The sequence below is a fragment of the Streptomyces sp. NPDC054786 genome (genome assembly GCF_053611685.1).
Map to the genome: position 1 here is coordinate 1 of NZ_JBSHAW010000021.1, position 19,174 is coordinate 19,174.

At 70.4% G+C, this 19,174-nt stretch carries 16 protein-coding genes and 2 pseudogenes; 9 read left to right on the forward strand and 9 right to left on the reverse strand.

All coding sequences use genetic code 11. The features are described 5' to 3' along the window. Positions 1-90: 90 nt before the first annotated feature. The gene (acnA, locus tag ACWGI6_RS18770; protein ID WP_453268535.1) at positions 91-2,808 is read right to left on the reverse strand and encodes an aconitate hydratase AcnA; all 2,718 of its coding nucleotides are present in this window, start codon (positions 2,806-2,808) and stop codon (positions 91-93) included. Between the two features lie 520 nt (positions 2,809-3,328). On the opposite strand from acnA, the gene ACWGI6_RS18775 reads away from it, so the two are divergent. Then, the gene (locus ACWGI6_RS18775) at positions 3,329-3,997 is read left to right on the forward strand and encodes a HEAT repeat domain-containing protein (RefSeq protein WP_453268536.1); all 669 of its coding nucleotides are present in this window, start codon (positions 3,329-3,331) and stop codon (positions 3,995-3,997) included. Between the two features lie 6 nt (positions 3,998-4,003). Further along, positions 4,004-5,008: a HEAT repeat domain-containing protein gene (locus tag ACWGI6_RS18780; protein ID WP_453268537.1), complete on the forward strand. Its 1,005-nt coding sequence runs from the start codon at positions 4,004-4,006 to the stop codon at positions 5,006-5,008. Positions 5,009-5,300: 292 nt separating this feature from the next. Here the strand turns inward: ACWGI6_RS18780 and ACWGI6_RS18785 are convergent, their stop codons facing one another. After that, complete coding sequence (locus tag ACWGI6_RS18785) at positions 5,301-5,660, reverse strand: GntR family transcriptional regulator (RefSeq protein WP_453268538.1); 360 nt, start codon at positions 5,658-5,660, stop codon at positions 5,301-5,303. Position 5,661: 1 nt separating this feature from the next. Then, positions 5,662-6,651, reverse strand: coding sequence for a DUF1648 domain-containing protein (locus ACWGI6_RS18790; RefSeq protein WP_453268539.1), 990 nt, complete (start codon positions 6,649-6,651; stop codon positions 5,662-5,664). An 88-nt stretch (positions 6,652-6,739) separates the two neighbouring features. On the opposite strand from ACWGI6_RS18790, the gene ACWGI6_RS18795 reads away from it, so the two are divergent. Next, positions 6,740-8,269 (forward strand): helix-turn-helix domain-containing protein, encoded by a 1,530-nt coding sequence (locus tag ACWGI6_RS18795; protein ID WP_393903677.1) that lies wholly within the window; start codon positions 6,740-6,742, stop codon positions 8,267-8,269. Between the two features lie 191 nt (positions 8,270-8,460). Here ACWGI6_RS18795 and ACWGI6_RS18800 read toward each other — a convergent pair. Beyond that, positions 8,461-8,739, reverse strand: a pseudogene (locus ACWGI6_RS18800) (DUF4255 domain-containing protein); the annotation flags it as partial. An 88-nt stretch (positions 8,740-8,827) separates the two neighbouring features. Then, a pseudogene (locus ACWGI6_RS18805) lies at positions 8,828-8,998 on the reverse strand (response regulator transcription factor); the annotation flags it as partial. 249 nt (positions 8,999-9,247) lie between these two features. Between ACWGI6_RS18805 and ACWGI6_RS18810 the strand changes: the two are divergent. Beyond that, positions 9,248-9,787, forward strand: coding sequence for a CbrC family protein (locus ACWGI6_RS18810; protein WP_453268540.1), 540 nt, complete (start codon positions 9,248-9,250; stop codon positions 9,785-9,787). A gap of 72 nt (positions 9,788-9,859) precedes the next feature. Here the strand turns inward: ACWGI6_RS18810 and ACWGI6_RS18815 are convergent, their stop codons facing one another. Next, positions 9,860-10,660 carry a VOC family protein gene (locus ACWGI6_RS18815; RefSeq protein WP_453268541.1) on the reverse strand — a complete coding sequence of 267 codons (801 nt, stop codon included), beginning with the start codon at positions 10,658-10,660 and terminating at the stop codon, positions 9,860-9,862. Positions 10,661-10,881: 221 nt separating this feature from the next. On the opposite strand from ACWGI6_RS18815, the gene ACWGI6_RS18820 reads away from it, so the two are divergent. Further along, the gene (locus ACWGI6_RS18820; RefSeq protein ID WP_453268542.1) at positions 10,882-11,409 is read left to right on the forward strand and encodes a hypothetical protein; all 528 of its coding nucleotides are present in this window, start codon (positions 10,882-10,884) and stop codon (positions 11,407-11,409) included. Positions 11,410-11,440: 31 nt separating this feature from the next. Here the strand turns inward: ACWGI6_RS18820 and ACWGI6_RS18825 are convergent, their stop codons facing one another. Further along, on the reverse strand, positions 11,441-12,574 hold the full coding sequence (locus ACWGI6_RS18825; RefSeq protein WP_453268543.1) for an acyl-CoA dehydrogenase family protein: 1,134 nt from the start codon (positions 12,572-12,574) through the stop codon (positions 11,441-11,443). A gap of 235 nt (positions 12,575-12,809) precedes the next feature. Here ACWGI6_RS18825 and ACWGI6_RS18830 point away from each other — a divergent pair, with 235 nt between their 5' ends. After that, a complete protein-coding gene (locus ACWGI6_RS18830; RefSeq protein ID WP_453268544.1) occupies positions 12,810-14,417 on the forward strand; it encodes an AMP-binding protein in 1,608 nt (535 codons plus the stop codon). 4 nt (positions 14,418-14,421) lie between these two features. Beyond that, on the forward strand, positions 14,422-15,273 hold the full coding sequence (locus ACWGI6_RS18835) for a PaaX family transcriptional regulator (protein ID WP_453268545.1): 852 nt from the start codon (positions 14,422-14,424) through the stop codon (positions 15,271-15,273). 22 nt (positions 15,274-15,295) lie between these two features. On the opposite strand, the gene ACWGI6_RS18840 is transcribed toward ACWGI6_RS18835, so the two are convergent. Then, positions 15,296-16,057 carry an HAD family hydrolase gene (locus ACWGI6_RS18840; protein ID WP_453268546.1) on the reverse strand — a complete coding sequence of 254 codons (762 nt, stop codon included), beginning with the start codon at positions 16,055-16,057 and terminating at the stop codon, positions 15,296-15,298. 453 nt (positions 16,058-16,510) lie between these two features. On the opposite strand from ACWGI6_RS18840, the gene ACWGI6_RS18845 reads away from it, so the two are divergent. After that, a complete protein-coding gene (locus ACWGI6_RS18845) occupies positions 16,511-17,146 on the forward strand; it encodes a TetR family transcriptional regulator (RefSeq protein WP_393903667.1) in 636 nt (211 codons plus the stop codon). Positions 17,147-17,192: 46 nt separating this feature from the next. Here ACWGI6_RS18845 and ACWGI6_RS18850 read toward each other — a convergent pair whose 3' ends face one another. Next, positions 17,193-18,221: an MDR family NADP-dependent oxidoreductase gene (locus tag ACWGI6_RS18850; RefSeq protein ID WP_453268547.1), complete on the reverse strand. Its 1,029-nt coding sequence runs from the start codon at positions 18,219-18,221 to the stop codon at positions 17,193-17,195. 203 nt (positions 18,222-18,424) lie between these two features. Here ACWGI6_RS18850 and ACWGI6_RS18855 point away from each other — a divergent pair, with 203 nt between their 5' ends. Further along, positions 18,425-19,042 carry a ScbR family autoregulator-binding transcription factor gene (locus tag ACWGI6_RS18855; RefSeq protein WP_393903665.1) on the forward strand — a complete coding sequence of 206 codons (618 nt, stop codon included), beginning with the start codon at positions 18,425-18,427 and terminating at the stop codon, positions 19,040-19,042. Positions 19,043-19,174: the final 132 nt, after the last annotated feature.

Sequence of the window (19,174 nt, forward strand, 5' to 3'; positions counted from 1 at the left end):
ACCACCCTAACGCCGAGGGGCCGCCCCCCCCCACGCCCCCGGGGGAGTGCGGCCCGTCCGGTACCGCCGGTCAGCTGCCGGCGGCCCTGCTCACTTACGGATCAGCGAGCGCAGCACGTACTGCATGATGCCGCCGTTGCGGTAGTAGTCCGCCTCGCCGGGGGTGTCGATGCGGACGACCGAGTCGAACTCGACACCGCTGTCGGTGGTGACCTTGACGGTGCGCGGCGTGGTGCCGTCGTTCAGCTCGGTCACACCGGAGAAGGAGAAGGTCTCCTCGCCGGTCAGGCCGAGCGACTCGGCGGACGCACCCTCCGGGAACTGCAGCGGCAGGACGCCCATGCCGATGAGGTTCGAGCGGTGGATGCGCTCGTAGGACTCGGCGATGACGGCCTTGACGCCGAGCAGCGCGGTGCCCTTGGCGGCCCAGTCGCGGGACGAGCCGGAGCCGTACTCCTTGCCGGCCAGGATGACCAGCGGGGTGCCGGCGGCCTGGTAGTTCTGCGAGGCGTCGTAGATGAACGAGACCGGCGCGCCATCCTGGGTGAAGTCGCGGGTGTAGCCGCCCTCCGTACCCGGCGCGATCTGGTTGCGCAGGCGGATGTTGGCGAAGGTGCCGCGGATCATGACCTCGTGGTTACCACGGCGCGAGCCGTAGGAGTTGAAGTCACGACGCTCCACGCCGTGCTCGGTGAGGTACTGGCCGGCCGGGGTGTCGGCCTTGATCGCACCGGCCGGGGAGATGTGGTCGGTGGTGACCGAGTCGCCCAGCTTCGCCAGCACCCGGGCGCCGGAGATGTCCGAGACCGGGGTGGTCTCCATCGTCATGCCCTCGAAGTACGGGGGCTTGCGCACGTAGGTGGACTGCGGGTCCCACTCGAAGGTGTTGCCGGTCGGGATCGGCAGCGCCTGCCACTGGGCGTCACCCGCGAAGACGTCCTGGTAGGACTTGTTGAACATGTCCTCGCCGATGGCGTTGGCCACGACGTCGTTGACCTCGGCCTCGGTCGGCCAGATGTCCTTCAGGTGGACCGGGTTGCCCTCGGTGTCGGTGCCGAGCGCGTCCTTGGTGATGTCCACCTTCATCGAACCGGCGAGGGCGTACGCGACGACCAGCGGCGGGGACGCCAGGTAGTTCATCTTGACGTCGGGGTTGATCCGGCCCTCGAAGTTACGGTTGCCGGAGAGCACCGAGGTGACGGCGAGGTCGTGGTCGTTGACGGCCTTGGAGACCTCCTCCGGCAGCGGGCCGGAGTTGCCGATGCAGGTGGTGCAGCCGTAGCCGACGAGGTTGAAGCCGACCTTGTCGAGGTACGGGGTGAGCCCGGCCTTGTCGAAGTAGTCGGTGACGACCTTCGAACCCGGCGCCAGGGTGGTCTTGACCCACGGCTTGCGGGTCAGGCCCCTCTCGACCGCCTTCTTCGCGACGAGCGCGGCGGCGACCATGACGTACGGGTTGGAGGTGTTGGTGCAGGAGGTGATCGCCGCGACGGTGACCGCGCCGTGGTCGATCTCGTACGTCGAGCCGTCGGGGGCGGTGACGGTGGTCGGGTTCGACGGGCCGCCGTTGGGGTGGAGCGCGGGGGCGTCGGAGGCCGGGAAGGACTCGATGCCGGCCTCGTCCACGTTGTCCACGTAGTTGCGGACGTCCTGGGAGAACTGCTGGGCGGCGTTGGCCAGGACGATGCGGTCCTGCGGGCGCTTCGGGCCGGCGATCGACGGGACGACCGTCGACAGGTCCAGCTCCAGCTTCTCGGAGAAGTCGGGCTCGGCGGCCGGGTCGAGCCAGAGGCCCTGCTCCTTGGCGTACGCCTCGACGAGCGCGACCTGCTGCTCGTCGCGGCCGGTCAGGCGCAGGTACTTCAGGGTCTCGTCGTCGATCGGGAAGATCGCGGCGGTGGAGCCGAACTCCGGCGACATGTTGCCGATGGTGGCGCGGTTGGCGAGCGAGGTGGCGGCGACGCCCTCGCCGTAGAACTCGACGAACTTGCCGACGACACCGTGCTTGCGGAGCATCTCGGTGATGGTCAGCACGAGGTCGGTGGCGGTGGTGCCCGCCTTCAGCTCACCGGTCAGCTTGAAGCCGACGACGCGCGGGATGAGCATGGAGACCGGCTGGCCGAGCATCGCGGCCTCGGCCTCGATGCCGCCGACGCCCCAGCCCAGCACACCGAGGCCGTTGACCATGGTGGTGTGCGAGTCGGTGCCGACCAGGGTGTCGGGGTAGGCCTGGCCGTTGCGGACCATGACCGTGCGCGCCAGGTGCTCGATGTTGACCTGGTGGACGATGCCGGTGCCGGGCGGGACGACCTTGAACTCGTCGAAGGCGGTCTGGCCCCAGCGCAGGAACTGGTAGCGCTCCTTGTTGCGGCCGTACTCCAGCTCGACGTTCTGGCCGAAGGCGTCCTTCGTGCCGAACTTGTCGGCGATGACGGAGTGGTCGATGACCAGCTCGGCCGGCGCCAGCGGGTTGATCTTCGCCGGGTCGCCGCCCAGCTCCTTCACGGCCTCACGCATGGTCGCGAGGTCCACGACACACGGCACACCGGTGAAGTCCTGCATGATCACGCGGGCCGGCGTGAACTGGATCTCCTGGCTGGGCTGGGCCTGCGAGTCCCAGCCGCCGAGCGCCCGGATGTGATCGGCGGTGATGTTCGCGCCGTCCTCGGTGCGGAGCAGGTTCTCCAGCAGAACCTTCAGGCTGTAGGGAAGACGCGCGGCGCCTTCGACCTTGTCCAGCCGGAAGATCTCGTACGACTCGTCGCCCACCTGCAGCGTGCTGTGGGCGTCGAAGCTGTTCGCCGACACGACAGTCTCCTTCATGCATGAATTCGCGCGTACCGCCGCAATGCTGCCGTCACAGCCTCTTGCCCCATCCGCTAAGGTAAGCCTAAGTTAGGCATGCCTTACTGGCGCGGCAGCGGTACGCCTCTCGGCAGATATCTCGATGTCGAGATAACTCTAGTACATCGTCGCGGCCAGGTCATGCCCTGACCGGTGCGGAGCGCACCCGGAGCACGTCACGACGGGCCGCTGACCACTCTCCGGGGCGGGATGCGGCCGGGGACCGGCTGACGACGCTTCCCGTGCTGTTCCGTCTGCTCCGGCTCCGAACCCGACGCGGTACCCCGACACGGCAGCCGACGTGGCAGCCCGACACGTTGCGTGATGTCGGCGTCCCGGTGTGCCTCATCACGTCACGCACGTCTCATCCGACGTGACAAGCACCGAACTCGGTGGACAGAGGTTGCCGGGTGATCTCGCTGCCTGTCCCCGCTTGACCTTGACACGGTGACAAGGCCTTCGCTGTGTCCAGGAGGTGGTCCCGATGACCATGCCGAAACAGGACACGGACACGACCCGAGCTCTCCAGGGGCTGGCGGACAGCCGCTCGTCAGTGCGGCTGCGGGCAGCGCTGGCGGCCGGCACGACCCCTGACCCGCGGTTCATCGACAAGCTCATCGAACGATGCGCGAGCGAGCCAGAATTCTATGTGCGCGAAATGCTGACGTGGGCGCTCACCCGCCACTCGGCATCCATGACGGTCCCAGAGCTTCTCCATGAAGTCAGCTCGGAGCGTGCGCAGGCACGAAGCCAGGCGTTACACACACTGTCCAAGATCGGGGATCGGCAAGCGTGGCCGGCGATCACACGGGAGCTTCTGTCCGACGCCGACGACGAGGTGGTGCGGAGCGCCTGGCGAGCAGCGGTCGTGCTCGTGCCCGAAGGTGAAGAACCCAAGTTGGCCGGAGTGTTGGCGACACAGCTCGGACGCGGCGAACGTGAGACGCAGCTGAGCCTCAGCCGGGCGCTGATCGGGCTCGGTGAGGTGATCATGCCGACCCTGCGCGCCGCGATGACGGATCTCGACCCTCGCGTGCGCAGGCACGCGATCGCCACGGAACGGCTGTTGCGCGGTCCGGATGCCGGATTCGAGTTCGCGATCGAGGAGGCGAAACGCATCATGGCCCTCGGCACGACCAGCCAGGAGGGGTGACAGGCAGTGTTGATCGGTGAGGTGGCACGACGGTCCGGGGTCAGCGCCCGCATGCTCAGGCATTACGACTCGCTCGGCCTGGTGCGGCCAACGGGTCGTACCGAGGCCGGCTACCGAGAGTACGGCGGCGAGGACATCCGGCGAATCTTCCATATCGAGAGCCTGCGGTCATTGGGGCTGTCGCTGCGTGAAGTCGGGTGCGCGCTGGATGACCCCGGCTTCACGCCCTCGGAGCTCGTCGACGACCTCATCCGCCAGACGCGAGAACGCATCGCGGCTGAGACGGCGCTGCTCACGCGACTGCGTCGGATCGGTGCCGCGGAACCCGCAGGCTGGGAGGACGTCCTCCAGATCGTGGCACTCCTCCAGGCCTTGGGATCGGACAGCGCCGGCAAGCGCCAGCGCGCTGCCCTGTCCTCGGTGGAAGAGATTCCGGTACCGGTGGAGGCTCTGGTCGAGGCAGCGTTGAGCGAGACGGACCCGAACGTCGCCGGAGCCCTTCGCTGGGCTTTGGCGCAAGGGGGCGAGGGCGGCTTGGCGCTGCTGGCGGAGGGCCTCGGCTCACCGGTGGCCGAGGTGCGGAAACGTGCCGTCCAGTCCATCGCCGAGATGCCGAACGCTGAGGCGACCGCACTGCTGCAGGACGCCCTCACGAACTCCGACCTCGTGGTCCGCAGGTGTGCCGCTCTGGCGCTCGGGGCACGGGGAGTGGCCGACGCGGTCCCGACGCTCATCGACATGATCGTCGAGGAGACGAATGACGTCGATGCAGCCGATGCACTGAGCGTGCTGGCGAGTGATCCCATGTGGGTGGATCAGATCGCCACCGGGCTCGTTGACTGCCTCGCCCACGGCACCGCTGCCTCGTCTGCCCGTCGACGGCTGACACAGGCGCTCGCGGACATCCCGGGGATCACGGCGTCACGTGCCCTCGCAGATCTGTCACATGACGAAGACCGTGCCGTGGCGCTTACCGCGACCTACATTCTCGGGATACGCCAGACGCGATAGCGGATCTTTCCCGGGGTGCTGTGTGTACCACCGGCCGCTCCCGTCATCATCGCGACGGCCCTTTCGAGGTCGGCCCGCAGCCCCGCCCACCTTGCCGGCCTTCTGCCGTCGCGTCGATCGTTCCCGTACCGGCGATGGTGCGGCCGCCGGTGAGATCGCCGCCGCTGCCGTCGCCGGCCAGCTTGTCGACGATGCCGGTGCTCCGGTGCGGGAGGGGCGCATGATCACGCCGCAAATCCAGGTGAGGGCACATGTCCGACTTCACCCGCCCCGGCCCCGCCACCCGCCCGCCTCACCGCCCCGTCAGCCCCGTACGCACCACCGTCACGATCTCCTCGTCGGAGAGTCCCAGGTTGCGGGCCTCGGCGATCAGCCGCTGGGCCGCCTCGCCGAGGCGGACGCGGGCCGGGGATGCTGCGCCGGTGACCACCGCACCGCGGCCGCGCCGGAGTTCGATCAGGCCCTCCTCCTTGAGGCGTTGATAGCCGCGCAGCACGGTATGGACGTTCACGCCGAGCGAGGCGGCGAGCGCGCGGGCGGCCGGCAGCCGCTCCCCGGCGTCCACCGTGCCGTCGGCGATCGCGCCGCGGACCGAGGCGGCGATCTGGTCGCCGAGCGGGACGGACGAGCCGGGGTCCACCCGGAAGAGCACCTCAGCCTCCTTGCCGCGCCCGTGCGCGGTCCGTGTACGTATTGAGCAGCGCAACGGCGGTCGCGGCATCGTCGACCGTCACCACGAACTCCTTGCCATTGGTCAGCCGTACCACGATGCCCTCACCCGAGCGCAGTACGAGGCCGCTGCCGCCGGCCCGGATGCGGTAGCCCCAGCCGCCGAACTCGGCGAAGCAGGAGATCCGGCGGCTGCCGGCCTCCGCGATGCGGTCCAGGGGGATGTGGCGGAAACGGAAACGACAGGGCAGCAAGGCCGGCGACAGGGCCAGCCCGCGCCGGTCGACGGTCACCCGTACCGAGGCCAGGGGGAGAACCGCGGCACCACCGAGCAGCAGTCCGGCGCCGCTGAGCCAGCCGGCGAAGAGGCCCACGACGAGCCCGGCGCCGAGCATCACGACACCCAGCACGACCAGCGGGGACGAGCTGATGGTGCGTGACCAGCCGGCCGTCGTGCCGTCGGGGAGGTCGAGCCGGGGCGTTGCGCCTCGCACCCGCCGTGGTGGCGGGGGTGCCGCCCCGGCGAGCAGCCGCCCCAGCGCCCCGGCGAGCAGCGCCACACCGAGGTCCACGGCCAGCTGCCACTGCGGTATCCGGACGGCGGCGGCGTCGGCGGCATCGACGTTGGCGAGCAGCGTCCGGCACATGGCGTAGCCGAGCGCGGCGGCGGTGGCGTAGGAACCGGCGATCAGCCACGGCACCTCAGGGGTGTGCGCCCGCAGCTGAACGAACAGGCCGCCTCCGACGCCCAGGACGAGGAGCACGGCGAGGCATCCGGCCAGAAAGCCGGGCACCGAGGAGAAGCCGTCGGCGCGGCCGCCGTCGAAATGGGAGGCGAGCGGGTCCGGCAGCCGCCCGGCCGCCCCCGCATAGAGGGCGCCAAGCGTCATGATCACGACAACGAAGGGGAGGACGGCAATCCAGGTCCGCCGATGACCGGCCGACGACGGCAGGGAACGCGGTGCACTCGTCATGACTACCTCTCAGTTGTTCGGATAGTACTAGAACAACTCCGTGGATCTCAATTGCGCATCCATCTCATATCTGAGATACGGTCACCCCATGGCAGACGACTACCTCGTACGCATCGGCAGGCTCATCCGTGACGCCCGGCAGCACCGTGGCTGGACGCAGACGCAGCTCGCCGAGGCTCTCGGCACCAGCCAGAGTGCGGTCAACCGCATCGAGCGCGGGAATCAGAACATCAGCCTTGAGATGATCGCCCGTATCGGCGAGGCACTCGACAGTGAAATCGTCTCGCTCGGCTACGCCGGGCCGATGCATCTGCGGGTGGTCGGCGGCCGCCGGCTGTCCGGCAGCATCGACGTGAAGACGAGCAAGAACGCCTGTGTGGCGCTGCTGTGCGCCACGCTCCTGAACGCGGGCCGCACAACTCTGCGCCGGGTGGCCCGTATTGAGGAGGTCTACCGCATCCTCGAAGTGCTGGGCAGCATCGGCGTGCGGACCCGGTGGATCAACGACGGCAATGACCTGGAGGTCATCCCGCCCGCGGAGCTCGACCTCGACTCGATGGACACCGAGGCGGCCCGCCGCACCCGAAGCGTCATCATGTTCCTCGGCCCGCTGCTGCACCGGATGGACCACTTCAAGCTGCCGTACGCGGGCGGTTGCGATCTCGGCACCCGGACCGTGACGCCGCACATGACGGCGCTGCGCCACTTCGGGCTGGAGATCACCGCGACCGACGGCACCTACATCGCCGAGGTGGACCGCAGTGTCGCCCCCAAGCGCGCGATCGTTCTGACCGAGCGCGGCGACACCGTCACGGAGAACGCGCTGCTGGCCGCCGCCCGGCACGACGGCGTCACCGTCATCCGCAACGCCTCGTCCAACTACATGGTCCAGGATCTCTGCTTCTTCCTGGAGGAGTTGGGCGTCCGCGTCGACGGCATCGGCACCACCACGCTCACCGTCCACGGCACCGCACACATCGAACGCGATGTGGACTTCGCACCGTCCGAGGACCCGGTCGAGGCAATGAGCCTGCTGGCGGCGGCAGTGGTCACCGAGTCGGAGCTGACCATCCGCCGCGTCCCGGTCGAGTTCCTGGAGATCGAACTGGCGGTCCTGGAGGAGATGGGCCTGGACCACGAGCGCAGCACGGAGTACGCGGCCGACAACGGCCGTACCCGGCTCATCGATCTGACGGTCCGCCCCTCCAAGCTCCAGGCCCCGCTGGACAAGATCCACCCGATGCCCTTCCCGGGCCTCAACATCGACAATGTCCCCTTCTTCGCGGCCATCGCGGCCAGCGCCCAGGGGCAGACCCTCATCCACGACTGGGTCTACGACAACCGCGCCATCTATCTGACGGACCTCAACCGCCTCGGCGCCCAGGTCAAACTGCTTGACCCGCACCGGGTCCTGGTCGACGGCACGACCCGCTGGCGCTCCGCGGAAATGATGTGCCCCCCGGCCCTGCGCCCGGCCGTCGTCATCCTGCTGGCCATGATGGCCGCCGAGGGCACCTCCGTCCTGCGCAACGTCTATGTCATCAACCGCGGTTACGAGGACCTGGCCGAGCGGCTCAACTCGATCGGTGCGCAGATCGAGATCTTCCGGGACATCTGACCCCCACGCGCCCCCGCACCCCGTTTGACCTGCACGAATGCGGATCTGGGCGGGGTGCGGCGGCAGCCGTGGGACTTCTTCGGGACGTCACGCCTGAGCGCGGGAGGCCGACCGATGGCGCGGGCCCGCCGCTATCCCGCCGACGGGCCAAAGAACTCCAGCTCGGCGATGGCCACTTGCTTGGCGTTCGTGGTGCCGTATGCGGTGTGCAGCAGGTAGGACAGCCGGAACCAGCGCGGCGGCTGATGTCTGCGCACCACCACGCCGGTCGCATCCCGCTCCGCGACCGCCCCGCGCTCGCGGCGGGCCGCGTTCTCGCGTATGTCGTAGAGACAGGCGTTGAGCGTGGGGGTGTTGCGCCGCGCCGCCCAGTCGCGGTTCGGTGCCTCGAACGCGACATCCCCCGCACCGTCCGGCAGCGCCCCTTCGCGCAGCACACGCCGCAAGGCCTCGTCGACCTCATGAATCATGCCCGCTCCCCCGTCCCGGGGCGGGGGTCGGCAACGCCTGCTTCCGTTCCTGCTCCCGTTCCTGCTCCCGCATCTGCCTCGGAGCTCATCAGATGTATCCCTCTCGTAGTGCGTAGGCGACGGCGTGCGCCCGATTGCGCAGGTGCAGCCGCGTCATCAGGGCGTGCAGAACGTTCTTGACGGTGCGTTCGGAGTAGGCGAGCTTCTCGGAAATCTGCCTGGAGTCCAGCCCCTCGGCGATGAGCCGCAGCACATCGATTCCGGCCAGGCTGAGCGGGTCAGAAGCGTGCACGGTCACCGTCACATGTTCTTCGAGCACTCGCGTTCCTCGTCTCGCCCCCGTTTTACCGACTGCCGCAGAGTGCCTAAGCCGATCAACAACCACTTACCGGACAATCAACGGACATCGTCGAGGCCGGCATGGGCCTGCGCGCCGTCAAGCCGCCCAAGCGCCTCCGCGGCGGCGGCCGGTGCCGGATCGGCGTCGAAGGAGTTACGGTCGCTGGTGATGACGGAGATGCTTCCTGAGTTCCCCTACCATCCCGACCCGGTGGCCACGGGCGTGGTGGTCCCTTCCGATGCGGTCTGCATCTGCTGTGGGCAGGAACGCGGGTACCTCTACACGGGCCCGGTCTACGCGGTCGAGGACCTCAAGGACCGGCTGTGCCCGTGGTGCATCGCCAACGGCAGTGTCGCCGAACGGTTCGACGCGCACTTCACGACGGGAACGTGTCTGGGCGACGACGTGCCGATCGAGGTCTCCTCGGCGGTCGACAGGCACACTCCGGGCTTCGTCGCATGGCAGGAAACCCAGTGGTTCTTCCACTGCGGTGACGGTGCCGCGTTCCTGGGCCGTGCCGGGGCCGCCGAACTCGCCGCTCACCCCGAGGTGCTGGAGATGCTGCGACAGGAGGCGAGCGCTGGGGGCCGGTCGCCGGAGCAGGTCGAGCACTACCTCGGCTCGCTGGACAAAGACGGCTGCCCGACGGCGTATCTCTTCCGCTGCCGGGTCTGCGCGGCTCACCTCGCGTACTCCGACTTCCCGTAGACCGTGAGACGGTTCGAAGGCCGTCCGGACGATGTCCCTCACCTGGGAGAAGCGCTCACTGTCGCCTCACGCTCACAGCGTCCCCTGTGGGGTGAGCACCACGAACTCCGCGCCGGACGGGTCCGTGCAGACGGCGAGGCGGCCGACGCCCTCGGCGGTTTCCGGGCCCATGGACAGCGTGCCGCCGTTGCCCGTCACCAGGCCGACGGTGGCATCGCAGTCCTTGGATGCGAACACCGGGTGCCAGTACGGCTTCCCGCCGGGGCCGAGCAGATCGGCCGGAACCTCCATGAGGCCGCCGAACATCCGCTCCTCGCCGCGGTCCGCGGGAGTGAGGAGGGTGTAGGTGCCGCCACCGCCGGGGAGCGGCATGTCCTGGGTGCGCCAGCCGAAGACCGTCGTGTAGAACGTCCGGGCGGTGGCCGCATCGGTGGTGTACAACTCCGTCCAGCAGAGGTTTCCCGGGCCGTCCGCGGCTTCGATGCCCGGGTATCGCACCGGCTGCCAGAGGGCGAACTCCGCGCCCTGCGGGTCCGCGAGCCGGGCGAACCGGCCGTCGTCCGCACCGACCAGGGTCGGTGCGGAGCGGACCGAGCCGCCGGCCTGCTCCACCGCCTTGACCGTGGCATCCGCGTCCGGGGTGTGGAAGTAGATCGTCCAGGCGGAGCGGGCGCCCTCCTCCGGGAGCGGGCCGACCGCGCCGACGACCTTCCCGTCGAGCCGGAAGAGCGTATATCCGCCCGCGTCCTGGTCGCCGTACGGTTCTGACCGCCAGCCGAACACGGCCCGGTAGAAGGCCGCTGCGACCTCGACATCGGGCGCACCGAGATCGAGCCAGCACGGGGAGCCGGGGACGAAGTCAGTAGTGATCATGACGATTCCCTTCGCGGATCCTCTGAATTCAGCCTGCCATCCGGCACTGACAACCGCCCGTCGGCCGGGATTCGGCGCCTGTGCCCCGGCTTGCTAGCCTGACGCGCGCTCGTCAAGCAGTGGCGGCGAGCGCATCGCCAATCGGCTGCGCGTATGGGTATGGGTGCGCGTACACAGCGGGCGTCCACGGGGGCGGCCGCCACCACGGGGGAGAAAACGCCATGAAGTTTCGCCATGTTCGCGCTGTTGCCGCCTGCGCACTGGTGGTCGTCGCGCTGACCGGCGCACGGCACTCGCACGGCGGCGGCTGCGGCAGCAGCCACAGCTCCGGCACCAGCGGCGGCGACAGCAGCTCCGGCTACAGCAGCTCCGGCAGCGGCGGCTACAGCAGCTCCGGGAGCACCACCAGCGGGAGCAGCGTCGGTTCGCCGACCGCCGGGTCCACCACGTCGCCCGAGTCGGACATCCGCATCACCGACTGCCAGGTCGACAGCGCGGCCGGCACGCTGAGCGCCAAGCTGAGCGTGACCAACGGCAACTCCCAGAGCGCGGCGACCTACAACGGCACCGTGCAGTTCACCGACGAGACCGGCGCCGCCTTCGGTTCCGCGCAGATTTCCGTCGCCGCGGTGGCGGCCGGCTCCACCCGGCCCGCCTCGGTGTCCGGCACCTTCCTCAAGAGCCCCGACGGGCAGGGTCCGAGGTCGGGCAAGTGCAAGCTGGGCCAGGTCCGGAAGGCCAACAGCTGAGACCGACAGCGGCCCTGCCCCGCAAGGGAGTTCAGGGCCGCTCCCGGTACAGCTCCTTGGCGATGATCGAGCGCTGCACCTCCGTGGCGCCCTCGTAGATACGCGGCGCACGGACCTCTCGGTAGAGGTGTTCCAGAAGGTGGCCGCGGCGCAGTGCGCGGGCGCCGTGGATCTGGACGGCGGCGTCAACGACGTACTGGGCGGTCTCGGTCGCCAGCAGCTTGGCCATGGCCGAGCGGCGGGCGATGTCCGGGGCCCCGGTGTCGTAGGCGGAGGCGGCCGCGTACACCAGGAGGCGGGCGGACTCGACCCGGGTGGCCATCTCGGCGAGCTGGTGGCCGACCGACTGCAGATCCTTGAGGGGGCCGCCGAACGCGGTGCGCGCGCCCGCGTGCGTCAGTGCCGCGTCCAGCGCGGCCTGCGCCATGCCGACCGCGAAGGCGCCGACGCTCGGCCGGAAGAGATTCAGGGTGGCCATCGCGACGGCGAATCCGCCGTCCACCTCGCCCAGCACATCCGCCCTGGTCACGGGCGTGCCGTCGCAGACCAGCGTGCCGATCGGGTGCGGGCTGAGCATGTCCAGGTGCGCGCCGGTCAGGCCCGGCCGGTCAGCGGGCACGAGGAAAGCGGTGACGCCGCGCGCGCCCGCCCCGCCTCCCGTACGGGCGAAGACGGTGGCGAAGTCGGCCTCGGGGGCGTTGGAGATCCAGCACTTCTCACCGGTGAGCCGCCAGCCGTCGGGGCCGTCCGGCTCGGCGGCCAGGGACAGCGCGGCGGCGTCCGAGCCCGCGCCCGGCTCGCTCAGCGCGAACGACGCGACCGCGCGGCCGGCGGCCACCTCCGGCAGCCAGCGGGCGCGCTGGGCCTCGGTCCCGGACTGCAGGATCGGATAGGTCCCCAGGCCCTGGAGCGCCAGCGCGGTCTCCGCCTCCGTGCACTCCTGCGCGAGGGATTCCCGCAGCAGGCACAGGTCAAGGGCGCGCAGGGGCCCGTCGGCGGGGAACAGGCGGCGCAGCAGGCCCAGTTCACCGAGGGCGGCGACAAGCGGGCGGTTGACCCTGCCCTCCTCTCCCTTCTCCGCCAGCGGGCTCAGCCGTTCGGCGGTCAGCGCGCGCAGTTCGGCGCACCATTCCAGCTCATCCGGTCCCAGCGCGAATACGGTCACGAGGCGGCTCCCTGGTAGCGGTCCTCTATCGCGGTCTGTTGACTGCCGTCACGAACACGTTACGCTGACGACGGATCCGAACGGCAGTACTTGACCCGTGGAACGAGCGGCCAACCGCGCCATCCCGACCGGTTACCGCACCGGCCTCCACATGCGCCCCTCCCCCGGCCGCTCGTCGGCCACCCCCTCGCGAGCCCGCCATGATCCGTAAGACACGCCCTAGGGGGCATACGCCATGGAGCTTCGGCCCTCGGCCCACGCCGACACCTTCGCGCGCGACCGGCTGCCGCCCCACGACCAGTGGCCGCACCTCACCGATCTGGGCTACCCCGACCGGCTGAACTGCGGCGCCGAGCTGCTGGACGGCACGATCGCGCGGCTCGGCGCCGACCGGCCCGCGATCCGTGACGCGAGCGGGCCGGTCTGGACGTACGGGCAGCTGCGTGCCCAGGTCGATGCGATCGCCCATGCGCTCACCGGCCCGCTGGGGGTGCTGCCGGGCAACCGCGTTCTGCTGCGCGGGCCCACCACGCCCTGGCTGGCCGCCTGCTGGCTCGCCGTGATGAAGGCGGGGGCGGTCGCGGTGACCGTACTGGCCGCGCAGCGACCCGAGGAGCTGGCCACGATCGCGGAGATCGCGCAGGTGCGGTACGCGCTGTGCGATGTCCGCTCGGTCGACGATCTCGCCAAGGCCGAGGTGCCGGGGCTGCAGATCACCACGTTCGGCGGGGACGGGCCGGGCGATCTGCGGCAGCTCGCCCGGCCCGGCGGTGCGCCGTATCCGGCCGTGGCGACCTCCGCCGACGATGTCGCGCTGATCGCCTTCACCTCCGGCACCACCGGCCGCCCCAAGGGCTGTATGCACTTCCACCGCGATGTGCTCGCCATCGCGGACACCTTCTCGGCGCAGGTGCTGCGTCCGGAACCGGAGGATGTGTTCGCCGGCAGCCCGCCGCTCGGCTTCACCTTCGGTCTCGGCGGGCTGGTGATCTTTCCGCTGCGGGCCGGCGCCTCGGCGTTTCTCGCCGACTGGGGCGGGCCGGAGCGGCTGCTCGGCGATATCGCGGCGCACCGGATCTCGGTGCTGTTCACCGCGCCGACCGCCTACCGCGCGATGCTGCCCAAGCTCGCCGGGCACGACGTCTCCTCGCTGCGCCGGTGCGTGTCGGCCGGTGAGAACCTGCCCGCCGCCACCTGGCAGGCCTGGCACGAGGCGACCGGTCTGCGGATCATCAACGGCATCGGCGCCACGGAGCTGCTGCACATCTTCATCTCGGCCGCCGACGGGGCGGTCCGCCCCGGTACGACGGGACTGCCGGTCCCCGGTTTCCAGGCGCGGGTGGTGGACGCGGACGGCACACCGCTGCCGGACGGCGAGCCGGGGCTGCTCGCCGTCCGCGGGCCGACCGGGTGCCGCTATCTCGCGGACGTCCGGCAGCTGGCGTACGTACGGGACGGCTGGAACATCACCGGCGACACCTATGTCCGCGAGCCGGACGGCTACTTCCGCTATGTGGCCCGCGCGGACGACATGATCATCTCGGCCGGCTACAACATCGCGGGCCCCGAGGTGGAGGACGCGCTGCTCCGGCACCCCGATGTGACCGAGGCGGCGGTGGTCGGGCGGGCCGACGAGGACCGCGGGCAGGTGGTCGTCGCCCATGTCGTGCTGCGGCCCGGCGTCTCCCAGGGGGACGACACCACCGCCGCGCTCCGCGCCTTCACCAAGACCCGGATCGCGCCCTACAAGTGCCCGCGCGAGATCGTCTTCCACACCTCTCTGCCGCGCACCCCGACCGGTAAGCTCCAGCGCTTCCGGCTGCGGGGACCCCATCTAGAGTGACCCGGTGAACGACCAGCAAACGCAGCGCACCCCACGGTCCCTGATCGTCACGTTCTACGGTGCCTACGGGCGCGGCGGGGCCGGGTCCGCGGGCGGCACGGCCGCTCCGGTACCGGTCGCCGCCCTGATCCGGCTGCTCGGTGCGCTCGGGGTGGATCCGCCGTCGGTGCGCTCCGCGGTCTCCCGCCTCAAGCGGCGCGAGCTGCTGGTCCCCGCGCGTACGGCCACCGGGGCGGCCGCGTACGGGCTGTCCGACGCGGCCCGCCAGCTGCTGGAGGACGGCGACCGGCGGATCTTCGGCCGCCCGGCCGCCCGGCTGTCCGACGGCTGGGTGCTGGCGGTCTTCTCCGTCCCCGAGGAGGAGCGGCACAAGCGGCATCTGCTGCGCTCCCGGCTGGCACGGCTCGGTTTCGGTACCGCGGCGCCGGGTGTGTGGATCGCCCCCGCGCAGCTCTACGAGGAGACCCGGCACACCCTGGAGCGGCTGCAACTGGCCCCGTACGTCGATCTGTTCACCGGTGAGCACGCCGGTTTCGCCCCCACTGCGGAGGCGGTGGGGCGCTGGTGGGACCTGGACGCCCTCGCCGCGCGGCACCGCGCCTTCCTCGAAGAGCAGGAGCCCGTCCTCCGCCGGTGGTCGCGGCGCCGCTCGGTACCCCCCGAGGCGGCCTACCGCGACTATCTGCTGGCGCTGGACGCCTGGCGTCAGCTGCCCTACGCGGATCCCGGACTGCCCTCTCCCCTCCTGCCGGAGGGCTGGCCGGGGGGCCGCGCGGCGGAAGTGTTCGGCCGCCTGCACAGCACGCTGCAGGCCGCCGGGGCCCGCTACGCGCACGAGGTGACGACCGGGTCGTAGCAGCCGCACCGGCACCCCCGCCTCAGCGACGACGCCGCTGGACCCCCACCGCGACGCCCTGCCGCGGCCTGGCGGCGGCGATCACGGAGACCACGTCCTTGAACGAGCTGCACATCCGGGTGCCGGCGACCGCGGCGAGCTCGCCGAACGTGCCGACGCCGTAGGTCACCGCGACCGGCTCCATGCGCGCGGTGACCGCCATCCTCATGTCCCCCACGGTGTCCCCCACATACGCGCTCTGCCAGGCCGCGACACCGAGCCGCCCGGCCGCCCGCAGCACCATCTCCGGGTGCGGCTTACCCCGCCGGACCATGTCCTGGCCGATGACCGGGCCGACCAGATCGCGGATGCCCATGACGTCGAGCAGCGCCTCGGCGCTGCGGGTGGTCTTGGACGTGGCGACGGCCAGCTCCACGCCGTGGGCGCGCAGCGCGGACAGTCCCGCCGTCACCCCGGGGAAGAGCAGCTGCGGTCCCTGACACAGGACTTCGTAGGCGAACAGTTCGCGGTAGCGGGAGATGGCCGCCTGCACCCGGCCGTCGTCCTCGGGTTTGCCCAGCAGCCGGCCGAAGGCGGGGCCGGGCGGCTTGCCGATGGCGGAGGCCGCCTGCCGGGCGGTCACCGAGCACCCCTGTTCCGAGGCCACCTTGACCAGCAGCTTGCTGATCGGGGGCAGGGTGTTGGCGAGGGTGCCGTCCAGGTCGAAGACGGCGGCCCTGATCGTCTCGCCGCCGGCGCCCCGCGCACCTCTCACGGGACGTTCGACTTCCGTTGCTACGCGCATGGCTGGAGACCTTTCCGGATTCCGATGGGGGTGCAGGGGCTCGGGTGAACGTTGCCGGCTCGGCTGGTGGGGCGGCCTGCCGTCGAGGACTGGTGAAGCCGGAGGCGATCTCGCCAGAGCGCACCGCTGTCCAACGGCGGCACGCGACCGTCAAGGCAGCTTGCAACGGACGGGATCGTCCCGTTTACCGCCTTCGGAGATTTAAAAACCGTCTGCGCTGTTTGTCAATGGACCCCCACCACCCCTGACGGGTCGACAACACCCTTGTCGGGAGCCAGACTGGGGGCACGGCGCGGCAAAATCCGCCCGGACTCCGAACGAGCGGCCGATCGCCACCTTCGCGTCAGGGCACGCCAGTTCCGGCCAATCCTGGTGAGCATACAGAACCGCATGGTTGGTTTTCTATGTAGACTGCATTGAGCTCGCAGCCGTACTAGAGACGGGACGGACACCGTGCCCACCCAGCATCGCGCCATCCAGAGCCGCCAGGCACTCATCCGCTCGGCCGCAGAGACCTTCCTGGAGAAAGGGGTACCTGCAGCGGGCATGGTCGAGATCAGCCGGCGGGCCCGGCTGAGCAAGGGCGCGCTCTACTTCCACTTCACTTCCAAGGACGACCTCACGCTGGCGGTGCGGGACGCGGCGCTGGAGACCCTGCAGGAGATCGAGGGCGCCTTCACCCGCTCCGAGGAGCCACTGGCCGCCGCTGTGAGGGATTTCACCGTCGAGCTGTTCGGCCGGGTCGAGTCGGACGCCGTGCTGCGCGCCGGGCTGCGACTGCGGCCGGAGACCGCGCCGGGGCTCGGCATCTACGCCCTGGAGCAGCGCTGGTACGCCCTCTTCCTCGACAAGGCGGTGACCTGCGGGACCGGCGGACCGGCCGGACCGCATGCGTCGGACACCGAACCGCGGCGCACCGCCCAGCTGTTGACCTCGGTCGTGGTGGGCCTGCTGCATCTGGGCAGCGAGGAGCGGACTTGGTGGAACCAGGAGGCCATCGTCGGCCTGTGGGCGCTGCTGCCGGCCGCGCCGGGACGGGTCCCCGCCGCCGGCATCCCGGCGCCGACACAGATCCCGGCGGCCGGCTGACCCGGCCCCGGCCCGCACCGCCCGCCCCCGTCTTCACACCCCCGTCTCACAACTCGACCAGCACGGCTCCGATATGACGCCCCTGCGTGAGTTCGCACAGCGCCCGCGGCGCCTGCTCGATCCCCTTCAGAAGGGCGTGCGGGAAGACCAGGGAGCCCTCCCGCAGGCCCTGGCCGAACTCCTTTGTCCACTCCTGCGGCAGATCCGGGTGCGCATGCAGGCCGAAGCCGCGCAGCGCCACCCGTCGCGTGATGATCAGCCCCGCATCCAGCTCCACCGGAGCGACGCTGCCGTCGCCCCCGCCCAACTGACTGGAGAGCGCGCCGACCAGCGCGAACCGCGCATCGGGGCGGGCCAGTGCGAGCGCCGCCGTGAGCTGCTCGCCGCCCACGGTGTCCAGCAGCACATCGATGCCGTCCGGCGCCGCCCGGCGCAACTGCTGCTCCATCGGCCCGGCGCCGCGCACGACCGTGTCGTCGTACCCCAGCTCGGCACGTAGCCGGACGGCCTTGCGCTCCGAGCCGGTGCTGCCGACGACCCGGCCGGCGCCCAGCCGCCGCGCAAGCTGCCCGGCCAGACTGCCCACGCCGCCCGCCGCGCCGGTGACGAAAACGGTGTCTCCGGGCCGCACCTCGGCGGCCCGGCGCAGCGCACCCCAGGCCGTCGCGCCCTGCGACAGATGCGCCGCGGAAGTCGGCAGCTCGTCGGGGTCGAGCCGCTGTACGCGCGACTCCTCGACGGCCGCGAACTCCCGCCAGCCGTACGGATGACGGACCAGCTCGCCGGGCGTGAAGCCGCCGCCGGGGGCCGCCACCACCTCGCCCACCGCGGAGCCCCACAGCGCCTCACCCGGCACAAATGAGGCCATTGGCAGCCGCATTCCGGCCATCTGCGTCCGCATGGCCGCGGTCACCGCCATCACGCGGGTGCGCACCAGCACATGGCCCGGTCCCGGTTCCGGCACCGGGACCTCGACGACGTTGAAGTGACGTACCGTCAATTGACCTTCGGCCCGGTCGGCGAGCCGGACCTCGCGGTGCATGGCAGGTATGGCGGGCACGACGGTGGGGGACATCGGACAGCTCCTCGCGCTCGTAGCACTCGACGACGCCGCACCGGTGCGCGACGCCGGATCGTGCCCGTCGGGCCCCCGCCGGGTCCCCGCAATTCAATACCGCATGGTTGGCTTCTTTATGATGCGGAAATAGACTGCGCGGCCACGGGCAGCGGGTCGCACCCAGGCACAACAACTCCAAGAGAGCATACGGAGGATGATCGGTGGTCAAGCAGGAACGCGCAGTGCGCACCCGACGCGCCGTCCTCGAAGCAGCGGCTCATGTCATCGGCACCCGCGGGTACCAGGCCGCCACGATGGCCGAGATCATCCAGCGCGCCGGAGTCACCAAGGGAGCCGTGTACTTCCACTTCACGTCCAAGGACGCGCTGGCCCGTGCGGTCATAACGGAGCAGACCGATCCGTTCCTGCCGCAAGTCAGCGAATCGCGGCTGCAGGACGCCATCGACTTCACCCACCAGGTGGCGCTGGCCCTGCGCAGCGACCCGTTGCTGCAGGCCGGCACCCGCATCGCGGTCGAGACGACCTTCAGCGAGGACCCGCTCGTGCCGTACCAGGCCTGGACGGACATCATCACCACGATGTTCACCGAGGCCCGGGAGAACGGCGAGTTACTGCCCGGCGTGGCACCGGACCGGGCGGCCGAGTTCTTTGTCGCCGCCTACATGGGAGTGCAGTTGTTCTCCCGGGCCGCGACCAACCGTGCCGATCTGCCGGAGCGCGTCACGGCCCTGTGGAAACACACTCTTCCGGGTCTCGCGTCGCCCGGCGCGCTGGGTCATCTCGACCCGCACGGCCGCTGTGTGAAGATCCCGGTCTGACATCTTTCGCCACCGCCCCGACGGAGTCGCGGCCCCCGCTCAGGCATGAAAAACAAACCACATGGTCCGTATCTTAATTTACAGGGCCGTCACCGGGGCTCAGCCCGTCAGGGCACTGAGAGCCGCACAGCA